14 protein-coding genes are annotated in these 25,387 nt (G+C 38.1%); 13 read left to right on the top strand and 1 reads right to left on the bottom strand.

Features of this window, described 5'->3' with window-relative positions; translation table 11 throughout:
- Positions 1-13 precede the first annotated feature (13 nt).
- From ABR854_RS09285 to ABR854_RS09270, 4 genes are all read left to right on the top strand, one after another.
- On the top strand, positions 14-1,597 hold the full coding sequence (locus ABR854_RS09285; RefSeq protein ID WP_350265130.1) for an NAD(P)/FAD-dependent oxidoreductase: 1,584 nt from the start codon (positions 14-16) through the stop codon (positions 1,595-1,597).
- 163 nt (positions 1,598-1,760) lie between these two features.
- Positions 1,761-2,381, top strand: coding sequence for an NUDIX hydrolase (locus ABR854_RS09280; RefSeq protein ID WP_350265129.1), 621 nt, complete (start codon positions 1,761-1,763; stop codon positions 2,379-2,381).
- 172 nt (positions 2,382-2,553) lie between these two features.
- On the top strand, positions 2,554-5,328 hold the full coding sequence (locus ABR854_RS09275; RefSeq protein WP_350265128.1) for an outer membrane beta-barrel protein: 2,775 nt from the start codon (positions 2,554-2,556) through the stop codon (positions 5,326-5,328).
- Positions 5,329-5,414: 86 nt separating this feature from the next.
- Complete coding sequence (locus tag ABR854_RS09270) at positions 5,415-5,819, top strand: hypothetical protein (protein WP_350265127.1); 405 nt, start codon at positions 5,415-5,417, stop codon at positions 5,817-5,819.
- 79 nt (positions 5,820-5,898) lie between these two features.
- Here ABR854_RS09270 and ABR854_RS09265 read toward each other — a convergent pair whose 3' ends face one another.
- Positions 5,899-6,618: a GLPGLI family protein gene (locus ABR854_RS09265; RefSeq protein ID WP_350265126.1), complete on the bottom strand. Its 720-nt coding sequence runs from the start codon at positions 6,616-6,618 to the stop codon at positions 5,899-5,901.
- 162 nt (positions 6,619-6,780) lie between these two features.
- Between ABR854_RS09265 and ABR854_RS09260 the strand changes: the two genes are divergently transcribed.
- The 9 genes from ABR854_RS09260 to ABR854_RS09220 all read left to right on the top strand — a co-directional run.
- Positions 6,781-8,346 (top strand): sensor histidine kinase, encoded by a 1,566-nt coding sequence (locus ABR854_RS09260; RefSeq protein WP_350265125.1) that lies wholly within the window; start codon positions 6,781-6,783, stop codon positions 8,344-8,346.
- Positions 8,343-9,023 carry a response regulator transcription factor gene (locus ABR854_RS09255; RefSeq protein WP_350265124.1) on the top strand — a complete coding sequence of 227 codons (681 nt, stop codon included), beginning with the start codon at positions 8,343-8,345 and terminating at the stop codon, positions 9,021-9,023. The genes ABR854_RS09260 and ABR854_RS09255 overlap by 4 nt, the downstream gene beginning before the upstream one ends.
- A gap of 182 nt (positions 9,024-9,205) precedes the next feature.
- Positions 9,206-12,550, top strand: a complete 3,345-nt coding sequence (locus ABR854_RS09250; RefSeq protein WP_350265123.1) for a ThuA domain-containing protein — start codon at positions 9,206-9,208, stop codon at positions 12,548-12,550.
- 351 nt (positions 12,551-12,901) lie between these two features.
- Positions 12,902-15,586, top strand: a complete 2,685-nt coding sequence (locus ABR854_RS09245) for an ATP-binding protein (RefSeq protein WP_350265122.1) — start codon at positions 12,902-12,904, stop codon at positions 15,584-15,586.
- A gap of 187 nt (positions 15,587-15,773) precedes the next feature.
- Positions 15,774-16,112, top strand: coding sequence for a LytR/AlgR family response regulator transcription factor (locus ABR854_RS09240; RefSeq protein ID WP_350265121.1), 339 nt, complete (start codon positions 15,774-15,776; stop codon positions 16,110-16,112).
- Between the two features lie 103 nt (positions 16,113-16,215).
- The gene (locus tag ABR854_RS09235) at positions 16,216-17,976 is read left to right on the top strand and encodes an immunoglobulin domain-containing protein (RefSeq protein ID WP_350265120.1); all 1,761 of its coding nucleotides are present in this window, start codon (positions 16,216-16,218) and stop codon (positions 17,974-17,976) included.
- A gap of 88 nt (positions 17,977-18,064) precedes the next feature.
- Entirely contained in the window at positions 18,065-18,583 is a 519-nt protein-coding gene (locus tag ABR854_RS09230) for a hypothetical protein (RefSeq protein ID WP_350265119.1), read from the top strand.
- A gap of 28 nt (positions 18,584-18,611) precedes the next feature.
- Positions 18,612-19,133: a hypothetical protein gene (locus ABR854_RS09225; RefSeq protein WP_350265118.1), complete on the top strand. Its 522-nt coding sequence runs from the start codon at positions 18,612-18,614 to the stop codon at positions 19,131-19,133.
- A gap of 89 nt (positions 19,134-19,222) precedes the next feature.
- On the top strand, positions 19,223-25,387 hold a 6,165-nt coding region (locus ABR854_RS09220; RefSeq protein ID WP_350265117.1), incomplete at its 3' end, for a beta strand repeat-containing protein.

Genomic DNA, 25,387 nt, shown 5'->3' with positions numbered 1-25,387 from the left:
AACCTTTCAGACAATGCAACAAACCTTGAGTCTTACCTTAGAGCCTGAGATTGCTCTTGATGATGCTGTTCTGCGTCAACATATTCAAAAAACATATTTAAAAACGATAGATGAAGATTTTTCAATTAGGAAAATGCGTCAGTCGATTGATGCTCGAAAAGGGCAAGTAAAAATTAATCTCGAAATAGAAGTTTATTCAGGTGAAATTCCACCTCCTGCGATGGAGTTTCGGAAAGAATATACCGACGTTGCTAACAAACCACAGGCAATTATAGTAGGAGCGGGGCCTGCTGGAATGTTTGCAGCTTTGCGTTTGATTGAACTGGGCATCAAACCGATTGTGCTTGAGCGTGGAAAAGATGTGCGTACTCGCCGACGAGATTTAGCGGCAATCAACAAAGACCACGTAGTAAATCCCGAATCGAATTATTGTTTTGGTGAAGGTGGAGCAGGAACTTACTCTGACGGAAAACTTTACACTCGTTCAAAAAAACGAGGTGATGTGCGTCGAATTTTGGAAATCTTGGTGGCTCATGGCTCAACAAGCGAGATTCTGTTTGATGCACATCCGCACATCGGCACAAATAAATTACCGAGCGTAGTAGCCGATTTACGAGAAAGCATTCTGAAAGCAGGTGGAGAAGTACATTTTGATACAAAAGTAGTTGATTTTGTATTGGTCAATGGTGAAATGAAAGGTGTAATAACTGCCGACGGAAAAGAGATAACTGGGCTGGGAGTTATTCTGGCAACTGGCCATTCGGCACGTGATATTTTTGAGTTATTACACCAAAAGGCTATTCTGATTGAAGCTAAACCTTATGCAATGGGTGTCAGAATTGAGCATCAACAAAGTTTGATAGATACGCACCAATACCATCGCCAAGAGCGAGGTTTGCTTCCTGCGGCATCATATAGTTTGGTGGCTCAGACCTATTACAAAAATATTCAGCGAGGAGTTTTTAGTTTTTGTATGTGTCCAGGTGGTTTTATAGTACCTGCTGCTACTGCCGAAGGTGAATTGGTCGTAAATGGAATGTCTCCCTCTCGTCGAGACTCAAAATATGCTAATTCGGGCGTTGTAGTTGCCATTAACGAAATTGATTGGCAGAAATATAAGCATTTAGGCCCGTTGGCCGGGCTACAATTACAGAAAGATGTTGAGCAAAAAGCGTGGAAATTGGCAGCCAGCTCAAAAAAACTATCTGATTCGCAATTTGCTCCTGCCCAACGTTTAAATGATTTCCTTTCGGGCAAAATCTCTCATGAACTTTTACCCACTTCTTATCAACCGGGCTTGGTTTCAATGGATATGTCAGAAGTTTTACCAGATATTATTGCTCGACCACTGCAAGAAGGTGTACAAGAATTTGGTAAAAAAATGAAAGGATACGTAACGAATGAAGCTCAGTTGATTGGTATCGAAAGTCGAACTTCTTCGCCTGTTCGTATTCCACGAGATAAAGAATCGCTCGAACATTTACAAATAAAAAGATTATTTCCGTGTGGTGAGGGAGCTGGTTTTGCGGGAGGAATTGTATCGGCAGCAATGGATGGCGAGCGTTGTGCTGAACAACTTGTCAGAATATATGGTTAATTATAATTTACGAGGCATGATTTACGATTTCTGGAATTATATAGGTTTTCTATGTCGGAAATATTGAGCATAAAATCGTAATTCGTTAATCGTAAATCGTAATTTTTTTTTGTATATTGCCATGAATATCTGATTTCAAAACACCTGACTAAAACCTAACACCGTGAATTTTGCTGACTTTATAAATACTCTCAACAAGCGACTTTCAGAGCAGCCTCTACCAGGTCATGACATCATCATGCAAAAAATGTCACCTTACAGACTCAAAGTTAAGGTTGAACCGAATGCAAGTACTCGTCGAAGTGCTATTTTGATGATGTTTTATCCGAAAGGAGAAGATATTTTTATGCCTTTGATTCTACGTCCGCAATACGATGGTGTTCATGGTGGACAAATGGCCTTTCCTGGTGGAAGGGTTGAACTAAAAGATAAAGATATTCAAGCAACGGCCTTGCGTGAAGCTCAAGAAGAAATTGGGATCAAGGCAACAGATGTAAAAGTTATTAAAAATCTTACCGAATTATTTATTCCCCCCTCAAATATGTTTTGCCAGCCTGTGGTTGGATATATGACTTCACGCCCAGATTTCTATCCCGACGAGCGTGAAGTTGCTGGAATTTTCGAGGTATCAATCTCCGAAATTCTTGACCCATCAATCGTACAAGTACGTACTGTCGAAACCAGAGGTGTAAAGCTCGAAACTCCATGTTTTGTGATTCAAGAACAAGTGGTTTGGGGAGCAACTGCCCTGATGATTGCCGAGTTGATAGAGATTTTGAAGTAAATGTAGGCCAAATCCTTTATTACAAGTTACTTTTTAGACTAAAATACCACTATAATCATTCACTGCCAAAAATCAGCAAGTCCATTAACCTTAATTAACCTTATATCAAGCAAATTTAACCTTTTACACAGAAATGAAGCCATAACTTTGAGCAAATAAAATGCACAAAATTATGAGAAAGATTTTACTGGTGACTTATTTGCTATTGATGAATTTGGGCGTTTTTGCTCAAAACCCGACAAAGTTTTCACTGAAAGCTACTGTCTTAGATGCCGAACAAAAACCTTTAGAAAACGCTACTGTACTTCTCCTTTCTGTCAAAGATTCTTCTCTCATTACCTTTGCCCGAACAACTGTAAGAGGTACTTTTGAATTGAAAAATCTTAATTTTAATGATTATTTTATCAAAATTACCTTCGTTGGTTATAGAAACTACGTAAGAGTTATCGAAAAATCTTCTACTGAAATGATAGATTTGGGCGAAATAAAAATGCAGATACTTAGTAACGAGCTTGATGCCGTTACTGTAAAAGCTGAAGCTTTACCCGTCCAAATCAAAGGCGATACGGTTGAGTTTAATGCAGGTTCATTTCGTACACAACCTAATGCAGCAGTAGAAGATTTACTAAAAAAACTGCCAGGTGTGCAGGTAGATAGAGATGGAAATATTATGGCACAGGGCGAAAAAGTACGAAGTATCACGGTCGATGGGAAAGAGTTTTTTGGAAAAGACCCAAAAGTTGCCTCGCAAAATTTACCTGCTGATGCCGTGGATAAAGTGCAATTATTTGATAAAAAATCAGACCAAACGGCATTTACGGGGATTGATGATGGTAGCCGTGAAAAAACGATTAACCTTAAACTGAAAGAGGACCGTAAGAAAATGACTTTCGGTAAAACAACAGCAGGAGTAGGTGACAACGGGCGATTTGAGGTCAAATCGAATCTTAATCGATTTAATAAAGCTCGCCAACGTTCACTCTTATTGTTGGGAAATAATGTGAATAAACAAGGGTTTTCGATGGAAGATTACCTCAATTTTTCGGGCGATATGCAGCGAATGATGGCGGGTGGAGGTGGCTCTTTGCGATTAGAAATTAACGCTACTGATGGAGCAATTCCGCTCAATTTTGGCGGCCGAAATAATGGTTTTGTTCGGTCATGGGCAGGTGGGGTAAATTTCAACGAGCCTTTTTCACCAAAGACCGAATTGAATGGTAGCTATTTTTTAAATTCAATGAATAATCTTATTGAAACTGACTTGATTCGACAAAATTTTTTGCAGAACCGTAACTTTTCAACAAGCCAAAAGACCATTCAAAACAACCTAAATACCAATCATCGACTTAATTTTACACTTGACCATAAGATTGATTCGCTCAATTCGATGAAGTTTATTTCAAATTTTGCTTTAAACGAAACCAAACTTAGAACCGAAGGAGAAAACCAAAATATAGACGATAAAGGAGTAATTCAAAACGAAGGAAATAGGAGAGTTGTGGTAGAAGGGTTGGGGCTGAATTATAATGCAAATCTGCTATTTAGACATAGGTTCCGCAAAAAAGGGCGAAATATGACTGCAAATGTTACTTTGGGTATTAACCAAAACAATAATAATGGTACTTTAGCGGCAATTAACTCATACCGAGGAGGAGTGGTTCGAGATACGATTGACCAGCAAAATTCGCAGCAAAATGATAGTCAAAATTGGGGGATAAACTTATCTTATTCGGAGCCAATTGCTCGCAAAAAATACTTGGAATTAAATTATAGCATTCGAGAAAATAACAATCGAATCGACCGCCAAGTATATGATTTGGGTGAAGGTAAACGAAGCCTAAATGAGGGACTGAGTAATAAATTTATTAATGAGTATTTGTATAATCGCTTTGGTTTGAGTTACCGAATGGTTCAAAAAAAGTATAATTTTTCAACTGGAATTGCCTTGCAATCGTCGGTTTTAGATGGACAAATACCCAGTATCAACTTTACAGTTAATCGCCGATTTAGCAATTTTTTGCCAAATGCCCACGTAGTAATTACTACCGAGCAAAGACAGAATATTCATTTCGACTATGAAACATCGGTGCGTGAGCCATCGCTGAATGAGCTAAACCCAATTCCTGAAAATACTGACCCGTTACGAATCCAAATTGGTAATCCTGACCTGATTCCTGAATATGCTCACCGTCTAAGTGTAAATTCTAATCGTTTCAATCAATCGAATTTTAGTAGTTTGTTTTTGAATTTTTCAATGACTTATACAAACAATAAAATTGCCACTTCACAAACTACCGATGAAGCCCTTCGTCAGCAGATAAAACTTATCAATGTGCCAAAAGATGTAGCTTTAAATGGTAATTTCTCGCTCGGATTTTCGATTAAAGAACTAAGTAGTAAACTAAATATTAATACTAAACTTACCTATAATCAAGGTATAAATTTTATTAATGATATTGAGAATACAACCATTCGTTATTTGGGTTCGTCGGAGTTGCGTTGGCAGTATGATTTTAAGGGATTTGTGAGTGTGGCTTTTGGCGGAGAAATAGCTTTCAATAAAACTCAATATGCTATTAGTCAAGAGTTTAATCAAAGTTTTATCAACCAAACTTACTTTGTAGAGTCGAATATGAACTTACCTAAAAACTGGACCTTTAGCACTAATTTCGACTATTTACTTTATGCCAGTTTTAATCAAAAAATACCGCTTTGGAATGCGTCAGTTGCCAAACTTTTCCTAAAAAATAACCGTGCAGAAATGAAATTTTCGGTAGTTGATGCCCTCAATAAAAATGTTGGAATCAATCGTCAAGCAAGTCTAAACTTTGTGGAAGATAGTCGTGTACGCTCGTTGGGGCGTTACTTTTTGGTAAGTTTCACTTATTCACTCAATAAACCTTTGGGTGGAAAGTCACAAGGTGTGATGAGAATTATTCAGCAGTGAAAGAGCTAAATAGTCAAGTCATTAATGTCATTTAAAGTGAAATATCTCAATAGTTAAAAATAAATTTACTAAAATTCATTAAATATATGAAAACTACTATCGCTTGTCTAATTTTCACAGCTTCTGCTCACTTTTGTCAAGCCCAAAGTCCAACTGTTCAAGTGAATCCAAATAGTACGCATACTGTTATTCACCAGCATAATGACAATGTTTCGGTGCAAGTAAATCCAAACGGCACACACACTGTTATTCATCATAATGGTAATACTTTAACAAAGATTCATCCAGATGGGACACAAAGTACTACAATTCAGCATAATTCAAATACAAACTTAAAGGTAAATCCTGATGGTACTCATACTGTGATTTATCGGAATAAAAGCACATCAATTCAAGTAAATCCAGATGGTACGCATACAGTTATTCATCATAATGCTAATACTTCAACAAAAATAAATCCAGACGGAACACATACTTTGATAAAGCACTAAAATGCTAAGTTTTCAAAGAAAAAAGGCATCATCTAATGGTTTTTAGTAGATGATGCCTTTTTTATGACTCATAATGTTTTTAGTTTCTCATAATTTTAATTCCATTTCCGTTATTAACTCTAAACTCATCTATCATCTTTTTGAATGCTTCGGGGCTGATTGGTTTGCCTTCTGTTGGTTGTTTTAGGTCGTTTGGTTTGAGTTTCGTAAACGTTATTTTGTTGGCAGTATAGACAATCTCGCCATCGTTTACATTTACTTCCAAAATCATTCCAGGCAGCGTACCGTAGATTTCGGGGCCGCTTGGGCAGCTAATTTCGGGGGTAAACCATGCCACAATAGTTTTTTGAGTTTCATTATTGACCATTGTAGCTTTCATACACTCAAACCCTTTGATTTTTTTACTTTCTGTACCAAGCTTCCAAGCCATAGTCTGGAGTGTGTCATTTATCAGATATTTTTTGCCAAGCATTTCTTTGAGGTCAATTTTTTTCTGGGTAGTAAAGTTGCGGTATAGCTCGTTTTTGGGCATTGTCAATTTTATTGTTACGCCACCTCCTCCCATCTCCTCATCATCGTCGTCTTCTTTTTCGAGTAATTTATAAACCGACTCGTTGGCATTGAAAAACAATTGGTGTTGTGTACTTCTAAATTCTGGAATCATGGCTTTCATCGACTCATCGGTCATGCGTTTATGCATATTTATTTTTTGCTCAAAATCAATGATTCCTTCTTGTTTTTGGGCTTTTAAAGTGCCTAAACTGCCCAGAATGGCGGCAAATACTACTATTTTTTTCATTTTATTTTTTATTTTAGTTCAAGGCAAAATTGATATTCTTTTACCTGATTTAGTGTTAAAGTAGGTTGATTTAAGGTTAATTTAGGTTAAAAACTATGGTGTTTTTATGAAAACCCTTACATTTGTTTGATGCAAAATGATTTCAAAAATAAGCTCCCAATAATGTTGATAGTTAGCAGTATTTTATTGCTACTATTTTTTCAATTCTTTTGGATTAGGCAAAACTATTTTGAGCAAAAAAAATTACTAAAAGACAACATCAGTCAGATTTTTGATGCTACAATTTCAGAACTGCAAGACTCAATGATTATCAATCAAATGCAGTTGCCGTCGGCAAAAGCAATGCTAAAAAAAACTTTTAAAGCCAAAGAAACGCCCAAAAGTCCAAAAGTTGTGATGAATATGCGTCCAGTCAATCCACTGACTGATAGTTCTTTAAGCGTAGCTGATACATCAATCAAAATGATAAAGTTTGCGTTTTCTCGCAATCAGATGAATGATTCAGTAAAGAGAATTTTGACGAGAATGATTTCAGTTGTGCAAAAGAGAGCAGGTACAAGTAGGCTGACCATACAGGTGAATCGTGATTCAAGTAAAAGTTTTAGTTTGTCAACAAATCAGGCTGATACAAATATGGTTTTGCCAAGTATTCAGCTCGAAAAAATAAGTGAAAAAACTAATTCTGATTTTAAATTAAAGAAAAGTGGCGGAGATACATTAATAACACTTCGCATTACTCAGGATTCGTTGCGGAGGCTTGATGTGGCGAAGGCGTTTCAACGAAAACTAATTAAATCGGCAATTGATTTACCTTTCGAGGTATTTGTTTCACCCAAAGTGAAATCCCAATTTATTTTATCGGGAATCACCGTTGAAAGCCCCACTCATTCTAAATCGTTCTTGGCGAACTTCAACAGTTATGAAAACTTTTTAATCAAAAAAATTATACCTCAAATTCTGTTTTCACTCTTTTTGATTACCGTAACCTCTTGTGCTTTTTGGCTAATTTTTAGGAATTTACAGCAGCAAAAACGCTTAACTTTGCTCAGAAACGACCTAATTAGCAACATCACTCATGAACTTAAAACGCCTATTTCGACAGTCAGTGTTGCTATTGAAGCATTGAGTAGTTTTGGGGGCTTGCAAAATCCAGAGTTGACCAAAGAATATCTCGAAATCTCAAAAAATGAACTTAATCGATTATCGGTTTTGGTGGATAGTGTACTAAAAATGGCGATTTTCGAGCAACAAAAACTTGATTTGAATTTTTCAGAAATCAATTTGAAACAATTAGTTGAGCAAGTGCTAAATACTATGAAATTGCAGTTTGAAAAATGCCAAGCTCAGGTGCAATTTGAAACGAATGGTCAAAACTTTATTAGTAGAGGCGATGAGATTCACCTGACCAATGTCATTTATAATTTGTTGGATAATTCTTTAAAATACACAACAAATACCCCAAAAATACTAATTGTCTTAACCGAAAAAAATAAACAATTTATCTTGACCTTTACCGATAATGGCAACGGCATTCCGAAGGAGTTTCAATATAAAATTTTTGAGAAATTCTTCCGAGTCCCAACTGGAAATACACACAATACCAAAGGCTATGGGCTTGGTCTGAGTTATGTAAAAAATATTGTTGAACAACATAGAGGAACGATTAATTTGGTAAATAAGCAGGGTGAAGGAAGTGAATTTAAGATAGTTCTTTTGAAAACTTTATGAAAACAAAAATATTGTATGCCGAAGATGAGCCATTTTTAGGCAAAATAGTGAAAGAGAGCCTTGAAAGTAGAAATTTTGAGGTAATTATGGTTACAGATGGCAAAGATGGTCTTGTGGCCTATGGTCAATACAAACCCGAAATATGTGTGCTTGATGTGATGCTACCCAACAAAGACGGTTTCAAATTGGCTACTGAAATTAGGCAACTAAATCCTACAATTCCTATAATTTTTCTAACTGCTAAAACCCAAACTGAGGATTTGGCAAAAGGATTTCAATCGGGCGGAAATGATTATATCCGAAAGCCTTTTAGCATGGAAGAACTCATTATTCGCATCAATAATTTGCTCAATCTAACACAACAAAAAAGTATAAACACAACCAATGTTATCATGATTGGTCAGTACGAAGTCTTCTTAAATAAGTACGAGTTGACTTATCAAGACAAAATCAAGAAACTTAGCCATAGAGAAGCTAAATTAATAAAGATTTTGTCCGAAAATCGAAATAGCATTGTGAGCCGTAAAGATATTCTGATGCAGATTTGGGGCGATGATTCGTACTTCAACTCACGCAATCTGGATGTTTATATGACCAAACTTCGAGAGTACCTTAAAGATGATCCAAGCCTTGAAATCATGACTATCAAAGGTGTTGGCTACTTTTTCAGAGTATAATTTGCTGCTAATTCTCGCCAAAAAGTTATACTACATCTCAAAAAAATACTTTTTAGTGTCAATTTGACAATTAAACATTTCTTTTTGTATATCTTTGTTTTATTAAAAGAAATGAATCATTTCTGCTAACAAAAATTATGATTAATGGTTTTTAAAATTAAACTCCAACCTATATTTTTCAAATGAAAAAAGTTATTCTGCTTTACGCACTCTTGTTGAGTGTACTGGGAGTACAAGCCCAAAAAAAAGTATTGGTGTTTTCCTTGACAAGAGGTTTTCACCACAATTCAATTAAAGAAGGAAATCAGTTTTTTCTTGAACTCGGGAAAAAACAAGGTTTTAGCGTTGATACAACTACGAATCCTGCCAAATTTACTGAAGAAAACCTCAAAAAATACAATGCCGTTGTGTGGCTAAGCACCACAGGTGATGTATTGAATCCTGCTCAACAGGCCGATTTTGAGCGTTATATTCAAGCAGGTGGTGGTTATGTGGGTATTCACTCTGCTACAGATACAGAATATAACTGGCCATGGTATAATGATTTAGTTGGGGCATATTTTGCGAGCCACCCAGGTGGGAAAGTATCGAATGTGCAAAAGGGTAAAATGGTTACGCTTGACAAAACGTTTCCAGCATCGGCACATTTTCCTGAAACATTTGAAAAAACTGACGAATTTTACGATTTCAAATCTTTGAAAAAAGATATTTTGAAATTTATCGTAAAGGTTGACGAGTCGAGTTACCAAATGGGTAGAATGGGTGAGTTTCACCCAATGGCATGGTACCATGAATTTGATGGTGGAAAAGCATTTTATTCGAGTTATGGACACACACCCGAAACATTTACGGAACCTTTGATAACTGAGCATTTTTGGCAAGGTTTGAAATGGGCAATGGCCGAAAAATTGGATTATTCAAAAGCTAAAACGCAAAGAGCTCCCGAAGAAAATCGCTACGAACGTACCATTTTAGCAACGAATCTCGATGAACCAACAGAATTGGCCACCATGCCAAATGGAAAGGTTATTTTTGTAGAACGCAAAGGTTTAGTAAAGGTTTGGAATCCCACAACTAACAAAGTGAAGGTAGTTGCACAAATGCCAGTTTATACCAAATTCGAGTATGGTTTAATGGGCGTTGGAATTGACCCAAATTTTGCTCAAAACAACTGGGTATATTTTTACTATACACCAAACGAAAGCCGTGAAGCTACGAAAGACAATTTTTTATCAAGATTTGAGTACGATAATCAGAAAGATACAGTAGTTTTTTCTTCGGAAAAAGTAGTGTTCAGAGTACCCGTAAAGCGTGATGAATGTTGCCATACAGGTGGCTCAATTGATTGGGACGCTAAAGGAAATTTATATTTATCGACAGGAGATGATACAAACCCTTTTGCTTCAAATGGTTATGCTCCGATAGATTTTCGTGAGGGACGTGATGGCTGGGACGCTCTTCGTTCATCGGGTAGTACTAACGATTTGCGTGGAAAAGTTCTCAGAATTACACCACAAAAAGATGGTACATACACAATTCCAGAAGGAAATTTATTTAAAGTTGGAACAGAAAAAACTCGTCCAGAAATCTATGCAATGGGTATGCGTAATCCGTACAGAATTGCGGTAGATAAGCGTAGTGGCTATTTGTATTGGGGAGACGTTGGTCCCGATGCAGGTAAAACGGACCCAAATCGTGGGCCTGAAGGTATCGTAGAATTTAACCAAGCACGTAAACCAGGTTTCTTTGGTTGGCCAATTTTTACAGGGCCAAATTTTGCCTACAATCATTATGATTTTGCTAAAAAAGAATCAGGCGAGAAATACAATGCTTTAGCTCCAATCAACGATTCACCGCATAATACAGGTTTAACTGAGCTTCCGCCAGCCCAAAAAGCATGGATTCATTATGGTTATGGTGAATCGAGACAGTTTCCTGAGTTTGGTAAAGGTGGATGCAATCCGATGGCTGGACCTGTTTATTATTCAGAAGATTATGACAAACATCCAAAGAAATTACCAAGCTACTTAGACGGAAAATTCTTTGCTTACGAATGGATGCGTGACTGGATTTATTTGATAAGCATGGATAAAGATGGAAATTATGCGGGTATGGAGCGTTTTATGCCAAGCACAAAATTCTATCACCCAATGGACATGGCATTTTCGAAAGATGGCCGTTTGTTTGTATTAGATTATGGCATGAACTGGTTTGCTCAAAACGAAGAAGCTACGCTTTCGGTCATTGAGTATAACTACGGTAATCGTAAGCCTGTAGTGATGGCAAAAGCCGATAAAAAAGCAGGGGCTTCTCCACTAACAGTTGCCTTCTCTTCAGCAGGAACCATGGATTATGATGGTGATGCTCTGAAATATTCATGGAATTTTGGCAAAGGCATTCCCGCAAGTACTCAACAAAATCCGAAGGTTACTTTTGCTAAACCTGGCGAATACGATGTTGTTTTGACGGTAACAGATGTGGCTGGAAATAAAGCAAATCAAACATTGAAAGTGAAAGTTGGTAATGCCGAACCAAAAGTAAATATTGCCGTGAAAAGCAACAAAACTTTCTTCTTCGATGACCAAAACATTGATTACGAAGTAAGTGTTGCTGACAAAGAAGACGGTACAACCGCCAAAGGTATTGATGCTGCTGATGTGGTTGTAAATATCAATTATTTGGAAGGTTATGACAAAACGATGATTGAGCAAGGACACAAAGAAAATATGAACTTTGCGGCAGGAAAACGTTTGATTGATTTGAGCGATTGTAAGGCTTGCCACTCAGTTGATAAAAAATCTATCGGGCCAGCATATATTGATGTAGCTAAAAAATACCGTCGTGGACAAACGGCTATTAATCAGTTGGCTGAGAAAGTGATCAAAGGTGGTGGTGGTGTTTGGGGAGAACAAGCAATGGCGGCTCACCCGCAAGTTTCACTTGCTGATGCCCGTGACATGGTTGACTATATTCTTTCATTAAACGATAAGAAAAAAGCTTCACAACCAATTAAGGCTGCTTATGAAACTACTGCACATAAGGGTAAAAAAGATGGAGCATATATCATTCAAGCTACTTATACTGATAAGGGTGGAAAGGTAATTGGCCCTTTGACAAATACAGAGTCGGTAGCTTTGCGTAGCCCTAAAGTGAAAGCAGTTACGTTTGATGAAGCCAAAGCTACATCGAAATTTAATGTGGAGGCATTGGGTGGTGAAATTGTAATCGCTACCGAAGATGGTGCCTATTTTGGCTTCAAAAATATTGATTTGACTGGCGTAAAAGGATTGACGATTGGAGCGTTTTCGCAAAAAGGCCAGAGTGTAGGTGGAAAAGTTGAAGTTCGTACGGGTTCGCCAACAGGGGCTGTATTGGCAGAAGCTGAGGTTTCAGAATCTAATATGATGCCTCTAAAAGTTAGTTTAAATGCTACTGGCCTACAAAACTTGTACTTTGTTTTCAAAAACCCTAAAGCTGAAGGCAAAGCTTTGTTTGGCATAAGCACAATTGATTTCTTAAATAAGTAATTCCAAATTACTACATTTATTGATAGGTTGCTTTTAGAGGTTAATTACCTCTGGGAGCAACCTTTTTTTATGAATTCATCTTTGTCGATTCTTTTCAGAAAATTGTATTTTTGCTTTAATTCTTAGGAATAAGTATATTTACAACCTATGTAACCTAAACCGATGCTTATTTATCGGTGACATGAAAACTTAATGTCCTTTATGATGTTGTATTGTAGAGGATACTAATTAACTTTATATGCTATGAAAATGATAAAAAAAACACTGTTTTTTTTAATATCACTACTATTTATACTACAAAAACAGAGCTATTCGCAGACCGTACTACTCACTTCTAAATCCAAAATCCCCTTGAATATTACCTCTGATATGGAGGTTTTTAAAGATTCTACTTCAAAAGTGCCGTTTGAGCAGCTTTCAAAGCATAAGTTTATCAAACATCAAAAAAAATATTTTATATTTCCCTATTCCAATAATGCTTATTGGATGAAGTTTACTTTCAAAAACGAAGACTCTGAATTTAAAAAATGGGTAATTAAATGGAATAATCCGCTAACCGAGCAGCTCGAATTTTATGTATTGGATTCTACAGGAAAAAAGATTGATTATCAAAAACAACGTTTATTAACTATCCAAAAAACTAAGAAATTTTTAGAAGAAGAAATTACATTTAAACTTGATTTACCTGTCAATTCTACCAAAACAGTTTATCTACGACTAAAGAACCAAAGAGGCATTTATGGGGCTGTTATACTTCATTCTGCACCTTCTTATGTGTTTTCAAACATTGATATTTATTCTGATCAGAGTTTCAACTTGGCTTTAATTATTTTTAGGTTTTTTTTAGTTGTTATACTTGGCCTTTTTATCATAAAAGACCGAATATTTAGAGCGTATTCGATTCAGATTGCTATCCGAACGTTTTCGTTTTTAGGTATGATGAATGTACCTGGGCCACTTTTTTCTTTTAACCCAGATATCGCCCAAAAAATTGATTTTCTTTGCTATAATTCATTTGCTATTGGTTCGGGTATCTTAATTTTGGCCGTTTTAGAAGTCGAAAAACTACCAAAATGGATGGTTTTATTAATCAAAATATCAATTATCTCAACCGCTATTATTGACATTTTAGTATTGTTCGATTATAAATGGTATTGGCTAAAAGCAGGGCATTATAACATTGTTTCTTCTTCTGCAATTGTACTTATGGTCTACATTTATAGCATAATCAAGCGATACAATGTTCATATTTATTACTCATTCCCTTTTATTTTGGGCGTAATAGCCAACTTTATTTTCAATCTTAGATTATTTGGGTTGCTTGAATTTAAACCAATTTTTGAAATTACTACTTTCCTTTTTATTGCCGAAATTTTTCTGTTTGTAGTTTTCTTAGGGCAAATCTTTAGGAGTGTTGAATTAAATAAAATGTTGGCCGAAGAAAAACTTCAATTCAATGTCATTCAAAACGAACGTCTGAAAGAACTTGATAACCTAAAAACTCAGTTTTTTGCCAATATTTCGCATGAATTCCGTACTCCGTTAACCTTAATTTTGAGTCCAATTGATGATTTGAGAAAGCGTTATCCGCACGAAAAACTCTTTGACTCAATGAAACGTAATGGCCAGCGATTGTTGGTGCTTATCAATCAATTGCTTGATTTGAGTAAGCTTGATGCAGGGCAGATGCAAGCTAATATTAAGCAAGATGATTTAGCCAAACACATTCAAATACTCGGTAGTTCGTTTAGTTCGCTGGCCGAAAGCCGAGGAATTGATTTCCAGATTATTCAGAACCGCCGACAAGCAATTGCTTATTTTGATGCGGACAAGATTGAGAAAATATTGTTGAACTTGCTTTCAAATGCGTTTAAATTTACGAAAGATGCGGGTAAAATCACTTTGAAAGTAAATTATACCGAAGATTTTGGCGGTGTTGAAATAATTGTTGAAGATTCTGGAATAGGTATTTCTGCCGAAAAGATAAATCAGATTTTTGATAGATTTTATCAGATTGATGGCTCGCATCAGCGAAACTACGAAGGTTCGGGAATTGGCTTGGCGTTGGTCAAAGAAATGGTGCAATTGCACAAAGGAACGGTACGAGTTTCGAGTAAAGAAACCATTGGGACAAGCTTTACTATAAGCCTTCCTACCGACAAAGAAACCTGGAAGGAGGAATTACTTCATGGAGCTTCGGAAGAATATCAAAATACTGATTTAAGGGCTTTTTATGCCAGTAGCGAAAGTAAAAACATTGTCGAAACAAATAAAGTAGGCGATGAAGAAAAAATACTTCTTATCATAGAAGATAACTCAGACCTCCGCCAGTATATTCGGAGTGTTTTTGAGCAAGATTACCAAATCATTGAAGCAATTGATGGGCAAGAAGGCATAGAAAAAGCATTAGAGTTGATTCCTGATATTGTGGTTTCTGACCTTATGATGCCTCGATTAGATGGTTTAGGATTTTGTAAAATTTTAAAAAGTGACGAGAAAACGAGTCACATTCCAGTAGTGATGCTCACAGCTAAAGCCAATGTAGAAAGCCGCATTGAGGGTTTTGAATTGGGTGCTGACGATTACCTGACAAAGCCTTTTAATAAAGAAGAACTGCTGGTTAGAGTCAGGAATTTGGTCAACCAAAGGGAAATATTACGCCAAAAATATGATAAACAAGTGGTAGATTTGAAACCAACCGAAGTGATTCTGCCTTCGATTGATGAAAAATTTATCAATAAGGCTAAAGAAGTAGTAGAAAAATATATCTCCGAAAGCGAGTTTAATGTAGAGCAATTTGCCGAAGAAATGAATCTGTCGTCGGTGGTTCTTCGCCGAAAAATCAAGGCCGTTACTAATCAATCTGCCACACAATTTGTGCGTAAATATCGCCTACAAAAGGCTGCAAATTTGCTACAAAATAGTGCAGATACGGTCTCAAATATTGCTTATCAGGTAGGTTTTGAAAGTCTATCTTATTTCACGAAAGCCTTTCAAGATGAGTTTGGGAAGTCACCTTCGGAATATGGAAAATAATCGTATTTTTTCAAAAAGAGCAAAAGAAAGTTCATTTTGAGCAAATAAATATCATGTTTTTTTGATAAAAGCCTCGATTTTCGAGGCTTTTGTTGTTTAAAAAGAGCAAAAGAAAGTTCATTTTGGGTTAAATGGAAATGCTTTTCGTGGACGAGTTTTGTAGAAACTTTTCAATACCACGAGAACCATGAATGAACTTTACCTTACACGCCGTCAGCAGATAGAAACTGACAAAATCTTATACCTCGAAAGCGAGGTGAATTATACCAATATTTATACTACTTCAAAGGCAAGAATATTGGCCGCCCTTACACTCGGCGTTATTGAGTCACGGCTTGATACTAAATCTTTCCTCAGAGTCAACCGAAGCTACATCATCAATCTTTCGCATCTCTCAGCTTTTCGCCATGAAAACAATAAGCTAATCATTCGGCTCAACGGTGGGAAGGAATTTATTGCGTCACGGAGAAGACTAAAAACCTTCCAAAATATTTTTTCAAAATCATCAAAAGGCCTTTCGTGGTAGAAAGAAGTGGGTTTGGGGGTAACTCTTCGGAGTTATCTCCTACTTTTTTTGCCATGATTTTTACCCTATTGTTTTCAAAAATAACCTCAAAAATTTCACTACCATGAAAAAAAGAATTTTCTCAAAAGGACTTTTCGTAATCCTTTTATTTATCAATCAATTATCATTTGCCGCTACCATCACTTGGAATGGCAGCGTAAACACCGACTGGGGTAATGTCGCTAACTGGACTGGCGGTTTACCTACCTCTGCCGATGATGTTACGATTCCGATTGGCCTAACCAGATATCCTATTGTAGCTGCCAACGCTTCTATCAAGTCTATTTTTTTAGTTAATACACTGGCAAGTCTGACCGTGAATTCGGGAGTAGTGCTTAATATAACTACTACGCTTAGTTGCCGTGGTAGTATTCAAAATTTCGGCACTATCAATGTAAACGAAGGTAGTAGGTTTGAACTAAGTGGAATCTTTACCAATAAAACCACAGGAGTTTTTAATTCAATCATTCCTGTGGTGAATGGTGCTTATGGAATTAGACTCTATAATTTATCAAGAATTATCAATGAAGCAGGCGGGGTTATCAATGCCACAGGTGCGAAAGCGATTTTTATGCAAGGCGATAATACAGCCTTAACGATGCTCAGCAATAGCGGAACAATGAATCTGACGGGTGGTATCGAAAAATATACCGATAACCTTATTAACGAAACTTGTGGTATCATAAAACTCATCACGTATAGCAACTTTTATAGAGGAGAAATTATCAATCAAGCAGGTTTGGTTCAGAACAATGGCTATTTTGATATTCAGTATAATTTGACCAACAACGCAGGGGCTACCAATTTTGTGAATGACGGTCTGATAAAAATTGGAAATACAGCAGGGACATTTACAAATAATAAACTTCGGGTCAGGAATAATCCAGCAAACGCAACTTTTATGACCATCGGAACAAACAATAACTTGGTCGTGGATGGAATATATACCGATTTAGCAACAACTGTTTCGGCAGGTACTTATAGCCTTGCTACTAATGTTTTTACGCCCGCCATGCTTCCGAGTGGCTCGCAAACACTCTATGCTAAAATCACTTATGGTGCTTGTAGCTTTGTTGCCCCAATTACGTATGTGCCTCTTCCCGTTTTTACTTCGCAATATACCGACCGTAACTTGTGTACGGGTGCAAGCGAAGTGCTAAATCTTACCGCAACCGATGCCATAAGTTATCAATGGCAAAGTTCATCTTTTGCCAATATGAGCACACCAACTAATCTTTCAACTTCTGCTGGTTCAACTACAATTTTGGGCAATGCCTCATTTGCTAATAAGTACATCAGATGTACCGCTTTAAATAATACTGGGTCAGTATTTTCAGATGTATTTAGAGTGTTTGTATCGCCTTCAGTTACTGCCCCAACTGCCGTTAGTACTTCAAAAAACAATCTTTGTAGTGGTGTTAGTGCTTCATTATCAGCTACTTGTACAGTTGGGTCAGTAAAGTGGTATGATCAAGCAACGGGCGGAACGGCACTTGCCACAGGCTCACCTTTTATGATTACGCCTTCGGCTACGACGACTTATTATGCCGCTTGCGAAAACACTGCTTGTTTTAGCAATCGAGTAAGTCAGGCTATTACGGTTGTGAATGCGGTTGCTACGCAAACATTGGTTAGCCCAACGAATGATATTACAGCCTATGCTGGGATTTTGTTGGCAGGAAACAACATTAAGGCCAGTAATAAAATCGAAACGACAGGAAAAGCGACCTTCCAAACTGGCAAATATGTGGAGCTTGACGCTGGTTTTGAGGCAAAAAAAGGAGCTGTTTTTCAAGCCATGATTCAGGCAGTTTGTAATAATTGATACTGGACTATTAAGCTTAAAATCGTCATTCAGCCTGCGTGTAATTGAACTAAAAACGTATTATTTCTCAACTCTAAAATTTATAACCATGAGCGTAAAATTTAATTTAAATACCTTCAAAAGTTTGTATCCAAACTCAAAGTCTTCCAGCGAGTATTTGGAATACAAAGTCGAAGATTCTCAGTATCGGGTTTATAATCCGACCGTGAAGGCAGATAATGTACTGAATGTTAAACTTGACCATATTCGAGCCGACGCCACCGACGACCACGTTGAGCTTACCGTTACGTTTAGCCCGACTGGAACAATCAACAAAGTAGATTATGATTGGACAAAAGGTGATGATGGTTATCAGGTTCCTGATAAGCTGATTAAAGTTGTCGATGGAACACTTGAAATAATTGGTGCAGTGGGAGCATTAGAAACTTTTGGCCTTTCAGAAGAATTGGCACTTGATGCCAAAGAGGCCTTTGATTTTTGTGCCAAAGCTTTCAATGAGATTTCGACTGCTATCGTAAAATTCAATGATAATGGTGGTCAGTTGTATTTTGTGGCGGTGGTTAGCCATACTATCAATCGTCTGTGTTCGTCAGTTTCAGCAAATTAAATTTTTCAATCTTAAACTTCTTATAACTATGAAATTCGATTATGATGCTTTTGGTAAAGCAATGAATAGCAATGAAAACAATGATATTGATGTAAAAAATAGCGGTGAAAACTACGGTTGGTTTTATAAAGATGATGATAAATCGAGTGCTTTTAATCAAGTAATGGAGTACAGAATAAAAGATGGCGACCATAACTACCGCACTTGGCATCAAGAAAGCTCGATGATTACGCACGATGCGGGAATGTTGGTTTCCGTAAAAATAGACCATATTAGAGGCGATAATTTAGATGACCACATAGTGCTGCAAATGGGCTTTGATGCCTCTGGTAAACTATTCTACGGACAAGCCTTTGTACAGATGAAAGAAGAAGACCCGTTTCATACCGAAATCATCACTTCGGGCGATATAATTGATAAAGTACACGACCAAATACAAGATAAAATTAAAGATAATTATGGCGTAAATGGCAGTACCGAAGGTCGTAAGCAAATACCTCACATTGTAAGACTCAACATGGAAGCCATGTGCGATGGCGTAAAGAAATAAAGTAATAGTGGCTATGATAAATCTATCGTAGTCACTTAACATCAAAATATCAGTTTGAATCTTATGAATAACCCAAATTGAAATCTACCATGAAAAAAATATTTTACCTTTTTATGGCTTTGTTGATAAGCCAACAAATTTTTGCACAAAGTACTTTTAGAACACCAGTAAATGTCGTGACGGGCATAGCGAATTTTTCAAGGCAACATTCTCATTTGATTGTCAATGGGTATCCCGCCTTTATTTATCTTAATTCATCACTTGATTTGATGTATGTGCGAGCAACCAATGCTGAAGGTACTACATGGGGGACTCCAGTAACACTTGAAGATAGATTCAATGTCGGTAGTGATTTTCAAATGGCTATAATAGCTGGGAAGCCTGCAGTTGTATATTCGGGCTTCAATTCGCCCCAATACTACGTTAATTACAAATCTGCTTCGGATATTAATGGAAGTGCTTGGAATACTACTGTCACGGTTTTTTCACCCAATTCTTTGTACAACAATCCTTCTTTGCTTGATGTTGGAGGAAGACCTGCGGTGGTATTCTCGGATGCAACGAACGTTTATTTTTCGAGAGCAACTAATGATGCAGGAACTTCATTTAGTAATTCCCCCGTAGTGGTTACTTCACATAGTGCAGACCTGAAAGCTATGAAAATGGTCAATGGTAAGCCCGCTATTGTTTTACGAAATGGAAGCGGTTATAATTTAGAATACGTGATAGCCAATGATGCCGTAGGAAGTTCGTGGGGTACTGTCATTGCACTCGAAGACTATTTGCAAGTAGCTGGTTTTTCTTTTACAGTTGTAAACGGCTACCCAGCTATTGCTTTTTCAACTGGAGGCAATGAACTTGCTTTTATAAGAGCCAATGATGTTAATGGTAATACATGGGGAACCCACCGCATTTTACAAAGTGCCACCTCATCTACAGCAGTTTCAAGTTGCTCCTTAGAGATTGTAAATGGAAATCCTGCGATTGCCTATCTTACTGGTAACGGTTTATACTATCTAAGAGCTTCTGATGTCTCAGGCAACACATGGGGGAGTCCACTAATATTGGAAGCAAACGGTTCGGGTTTGGCCTATGCTGTTTCATTAACAACTATCGACAATAAAGCCAGTATTGCTTACGCAAACTTTACCAGCTCTACAGCTAAGTATATTCAAGAAGCATGTACACCTTTGGCAACCTCTCCAGGAAATGTTGATATAACATGGACAGGAACATTTAGCACCGACTGGAACGACCCGTGCAACTGGAATCCTGCTTGGGTACCAGATTTGACAAATAAGGATGCAATCATACCAGATGTTCCGAACAAACCAATTATTGGTTTAGCTACTATTGCCGAGATTAATTCAATACGGATTAATGCTAATTCATCACTTACTGTAAATGGTACGCTTAATGTAAGAAGTGTTAGTACCAATACAATTGCTATTACACTAAATGGGGCAACCTTAACAAATAATGGAACCATTAGAGTAGAAACAGCCAGCGGAAACCCCGTTACAGGATTTGCCATGGTTACTCAAGGTAGTGATGTTATTTCAATAATCAATAATGGTACTCTTACATTGAAATCTACCGTTGATGATATATCGTTTGGTGGAAGTAATTCAACTGTTAATCTTACAAATAATAGTACAGGTACTATAAATTTTAAAGGGACAAACGATACAAGAGGGATTGCTTTTTTAGGGTCGAATCCAAGAACTTTTACCAATAATGGTACATTAAATTTTGACTTAGGTACTAATTGGGAATCAATGACCATGAATGCAGCCACAGTATTTACCAATACTGGAACGGTTAATATGAATTTAAGTAAAGGGATTTTGGGCAATGGAGCTACCATTAACAATAATTCGTGTGGTAAAATCATCATGGCTTCGGGAAGCTATTTGGGAGTTGGTACGACCAATAATTCTGGCTTAATCCAAATCATGAACAACATAAATAATACTGGTGGTACTTTCACCAATTCTGGTATACTAAAATACGGTAGCCTGACGGGTACAATCACCAATTCGGGTAATGCTTCAATCGTTGTAAATAATACACCAACTCCAATTTTTACCTACGGTGGCACATATAACGGCACGGGTGCAAGTACAGTAAATGGCATTTATAAAGAACAGGCAGCTACCAACTTAGCTGGAACCTTTACCGCACCGAATACTTTTGAACCAGATGCTTCGCTACCAGCAGGCACACAAACGCTTTATGCTAAAATAACTCCAAGTGGTGGGGCGTGCTTTTATGTAGTACCGTTTACGTATAATTATGTTGCCCCACCTACCATTACAGCAGGAGCAGTAACGAATACCACTAGTTGTGGTGGAGCGAATGGTAGTATTGCATTTACCACAACCAATGTGCCAGATGGTACTTATTCGCTATCTTTCAGTACTACGGGCAGTAGCAGTCCTAAGGATGTAATGGTTAATGGAGGTGTTTTTATGCTAACGGGCTTGTCAGTAGGTGATTATAATAATTTTTCGATAACAGTTTCGGGAAATGCAGTTAGTACGGGAGTCCTAAGTCCCGCCAAAACAGTGGCCAATCCATCGCCCCCAACGCTTGTGGCTGGTACAGCCGTAAATTCGACTACTTGTACGGGGGATGGTAGTATTCCGTTTAACTCTACCAATTTACCTGATGGGACATACTCTTTAAGTTTCACGGCAACTGGCGTGGGAGCAACAACAAGTCCGAAGAATGTAACGGTTGAGGGGAATGCCTTTACTTTATCTGGGCTTAAAGCTGGAACTTACAGTAACTTCTCAGTAACTCGAAACGGTTGTACTGCTACATTAGTCACTTCAAGGATAATTTCTGACCCTCCTGCACCTGCTACACCCAACGTAGGAACAATTACACAACCCTACCTTAGTACCTCAACAGGTAGTGTTCTACTGAGTGGTTTACCATCGGGCAGTTGGATTATTAATCCTGGTAATATTTCGGGAACTGGGAGCAGCACAACAGTTACTAACTTGGCAGCAGGCACTTACAACTTCACGGTTACTAACAGCACGGATTGTGTATCGGCACCTACGGCTGATGTTGTCATCAACGCACCGACTTCTGTCTTTATGGTAGGTAATTTAGTATATAACGATATAAACAGAAATAGAGTTTTTGATGTGGGGGATGTGGGAATTGATGGTGTAATAATGAATATCTATCGAGATATCAACAACAACAATAGATTAGATGTGGGCGATGGTACTCCAGTGGCTACTACCACTACTACTACTGTGGCTACGCAGGCAGGCACTTATCTTTTTGAAGTTGTGGCAGGTACTTACATCGTTGAAGTCGCTGCTTCAAACTTCGCAGTAGGGGGACCTCTCTATAATACAGGTCAGCCTCTTGTGAGTAGCCCTACTACATCTCCCCCTGACCCTGATTTCAACAATACAGATAATGACGATAATGGCCATCCAGTGAGTGGCTTTGGGGTAGCAACACAGGCATTTAATATTGCTGCTACCATCAATCATGTTGATTTTGGTTTTAAAACACCCACAAGGGTATCTATCAGTGATTTTAGTGTTAATGAAGGTAATAATAGTTCTGTTACTATCTTTAATTTCTCGGTTACACGGAGTGACAATGACGAAGTATTCACATTAACAGTAAATACAGCTGATGGGACAGCAGTCAGTACATCTGATTATAACACTATTTCAAACGGGACAATCTTTTTTGCTGCTGGGGGTAGTCTTACGAATATTTTTGTAGGCTCAGTCAATCGTGATAATGTGGTTGAATTAGATGAGACTTTTAACGTAAATTTATCGGGAGCTCCCACTGGAATATATATTGTTGATGCACAGGCAACTGGAACAATTGTTAACGATGATATTAGCACTATTTCAATCAATAATCCAACGGTAGCCGAGACTAATACTGGAACGACGACCATGACGTTTGATATTCAAATGAGTAATCCCTCGGATGCTGATGTGTTGGTCAATTATGCTACCGTTGATAATACTGCCACTATTACTGATAATGATTACACCAGTACTTCGGGAGTACTTACTTTTGCGGCTGGCCAAACAACCAAGCAAGTCAGTGTAACCATCAACGGTGATTGTAAATTTGAGAGTAATGAAACGCTCATTCTCCGACTTAGTAATTTAATAAACAATGGAAGGAATATTCGATTCAATGGTGGTGGAACTACACTTGATGCTACTGGAACTATTCAAAACGATGACATCGCTATAACAGTCAATGCTCCAACCATAACACAACCTACTTGCGACGTAGCATCGGGTACAATTATAATCAATGCCACAAGCTCCTCAGCAATAGAGTTTAGCGTAGATGGAGGTATGAATTATCAGTCCAGTAATACATTTAGTGGGCTTACTTCTGGAACCTATAATTTAACGATAAGGAATACTTCTAATCCTGCTTGCGTGATAAGTTATGCCAGCAATCCTGTTGTCATTGACCCTCAACCTACTAAACCAACCGTGACCATTACTGGAGCTACAAACCTAACTTGTTTGGTTACTTCGGTAAGTAGAACAGCCACAGGCGGTGGAACATATTCATGGTCAAATGGTTTGGGAACAAATGCGACTGTAAGTATCACAAGTTCAGGAATTTATACCGTAACTGTAACAAATAGCAATGGCTGTACGGCAACTGCTACCACCAATGTCACTCTTGATAACAGCGTACCAAATGCAGGCATCACAGGCACGACAAATTTAACTTGCACAACAACATCGGTAATCCGAACAGCCACAGGCGGCGGAACATACTCATGGTCAAATGGTTTGGGGACGAATGCGAGTGTAAGTATCACAAGTTCAGGAATTTATACCGTAACTGTAACAAATAGCAATGGCTGTACGGCAACTGCTACCACCAATGTCACTCTTGATAACAGCGTACCAAATGCAGGAATTACAGGGACAACGAATCTAAGTTGTACAACGACATCAGTAATCCGAACAGCCACAGGTGGCGGCACGTATTCATGGTCAAATGGCTTGGGAACAAGTGCCACAGTAAATATCACAAGTTCAGGCATTTACACTGTAACGGTGACGAATAGCAATGGTTGTACCGCCACAGCTACGACCAATGTCACGCTTGATAACAGCGTTCCAAATGCAGGCATCACAGGCACAGAAAACCTAAGTTGTACAACAACTTCGGTCAGCCGAACAGCCACAGGCGGTGGCACGTATTCATGGTCAAATGGTTTGGGGACAAGTGCGACAGTAAATATCACAAGTTCAGGCATTTACACTGTAACGGTGACGAATAGCAATGGTTGTACCGCCACAGCTACGACCAATGTCACGCTTGATAACAGTGTGCCAAGTGCAGGCATCACAGGGACAACGAGTTTAACTTGTACGACCACTTCGGTAGAACGCACAGCCACAGGTGGTGGAACATATTCATGGTCAAGCGGTTTGGGAACAAATGCCACGGTAAGTATCACAAGTTCAGGGAATTACACGGTAACGGTGACAAATAGTAATGGTTGCACCGCAACAGCAACGACCAATGTCACGCTTGATAGCAGTGTTCCGAATGCAGGCATCACAGGGACAACGAGTTTAACTTGTACGACCACATCGGTAAGTAGAACAGCCACAGGCGGTGGAACATATTCATGGTCAAATGGTTTGGGAACAAGTGCCACAGTAAATATCACAAGTTCTGGTATTTATACCGTAACGGTGACAAATAGCAATGGTTGCACCGCAACAGCAACGACCAATGTCACGCTTGATAGCAGTGTTCCGAATGCAGGCATCACAGGGACAACGAGTTTAACTTGTACGACCACATCGGTAAGTAGAACAGCGACAGGTGGCGGAACCTACTCATGGTCAAATAGCTTGGGAACAAATGCAACAGTAAATATCACAAGTTCAGGCGTTTATACCGTAACAGTTACGAATAGCAATGGTTGTACCGCCACAGCGACAACAAGTGTTACAATTGATAACAGTGTGCCAAGTGCAGGCATCACAGGGACAACGAATTTAACTTGTACTACTACTTCGGTAGAACGCACAGCCACAGGCGGTGGAACATATTCATGGTCAAATGGACTTGGAACAAATGCCACGGTAAGTATCACAAGTTCAGGCATTTACACGGTAACGGTGACAAATAGTAATGGTTGCACCGCAACAGCAACGACCAATGTCACGCTTGATAACAGCGTGCCAAATGCAGTAATCACAGGTACAGCAAAT

It is taken from the genome of Emticicia sp. W12TSBA100-4, from assembly GCF_040253585.1.
In the GTDB taxonomy this organism is placed as follows: Bacteria; Bacteroidota; Bacteroidia; order Cytophagales; family Spirosomataceae; genus Emticicia.
This window is presented reverse-complemented; position numbering and strand designations above follow the sequence as displayed.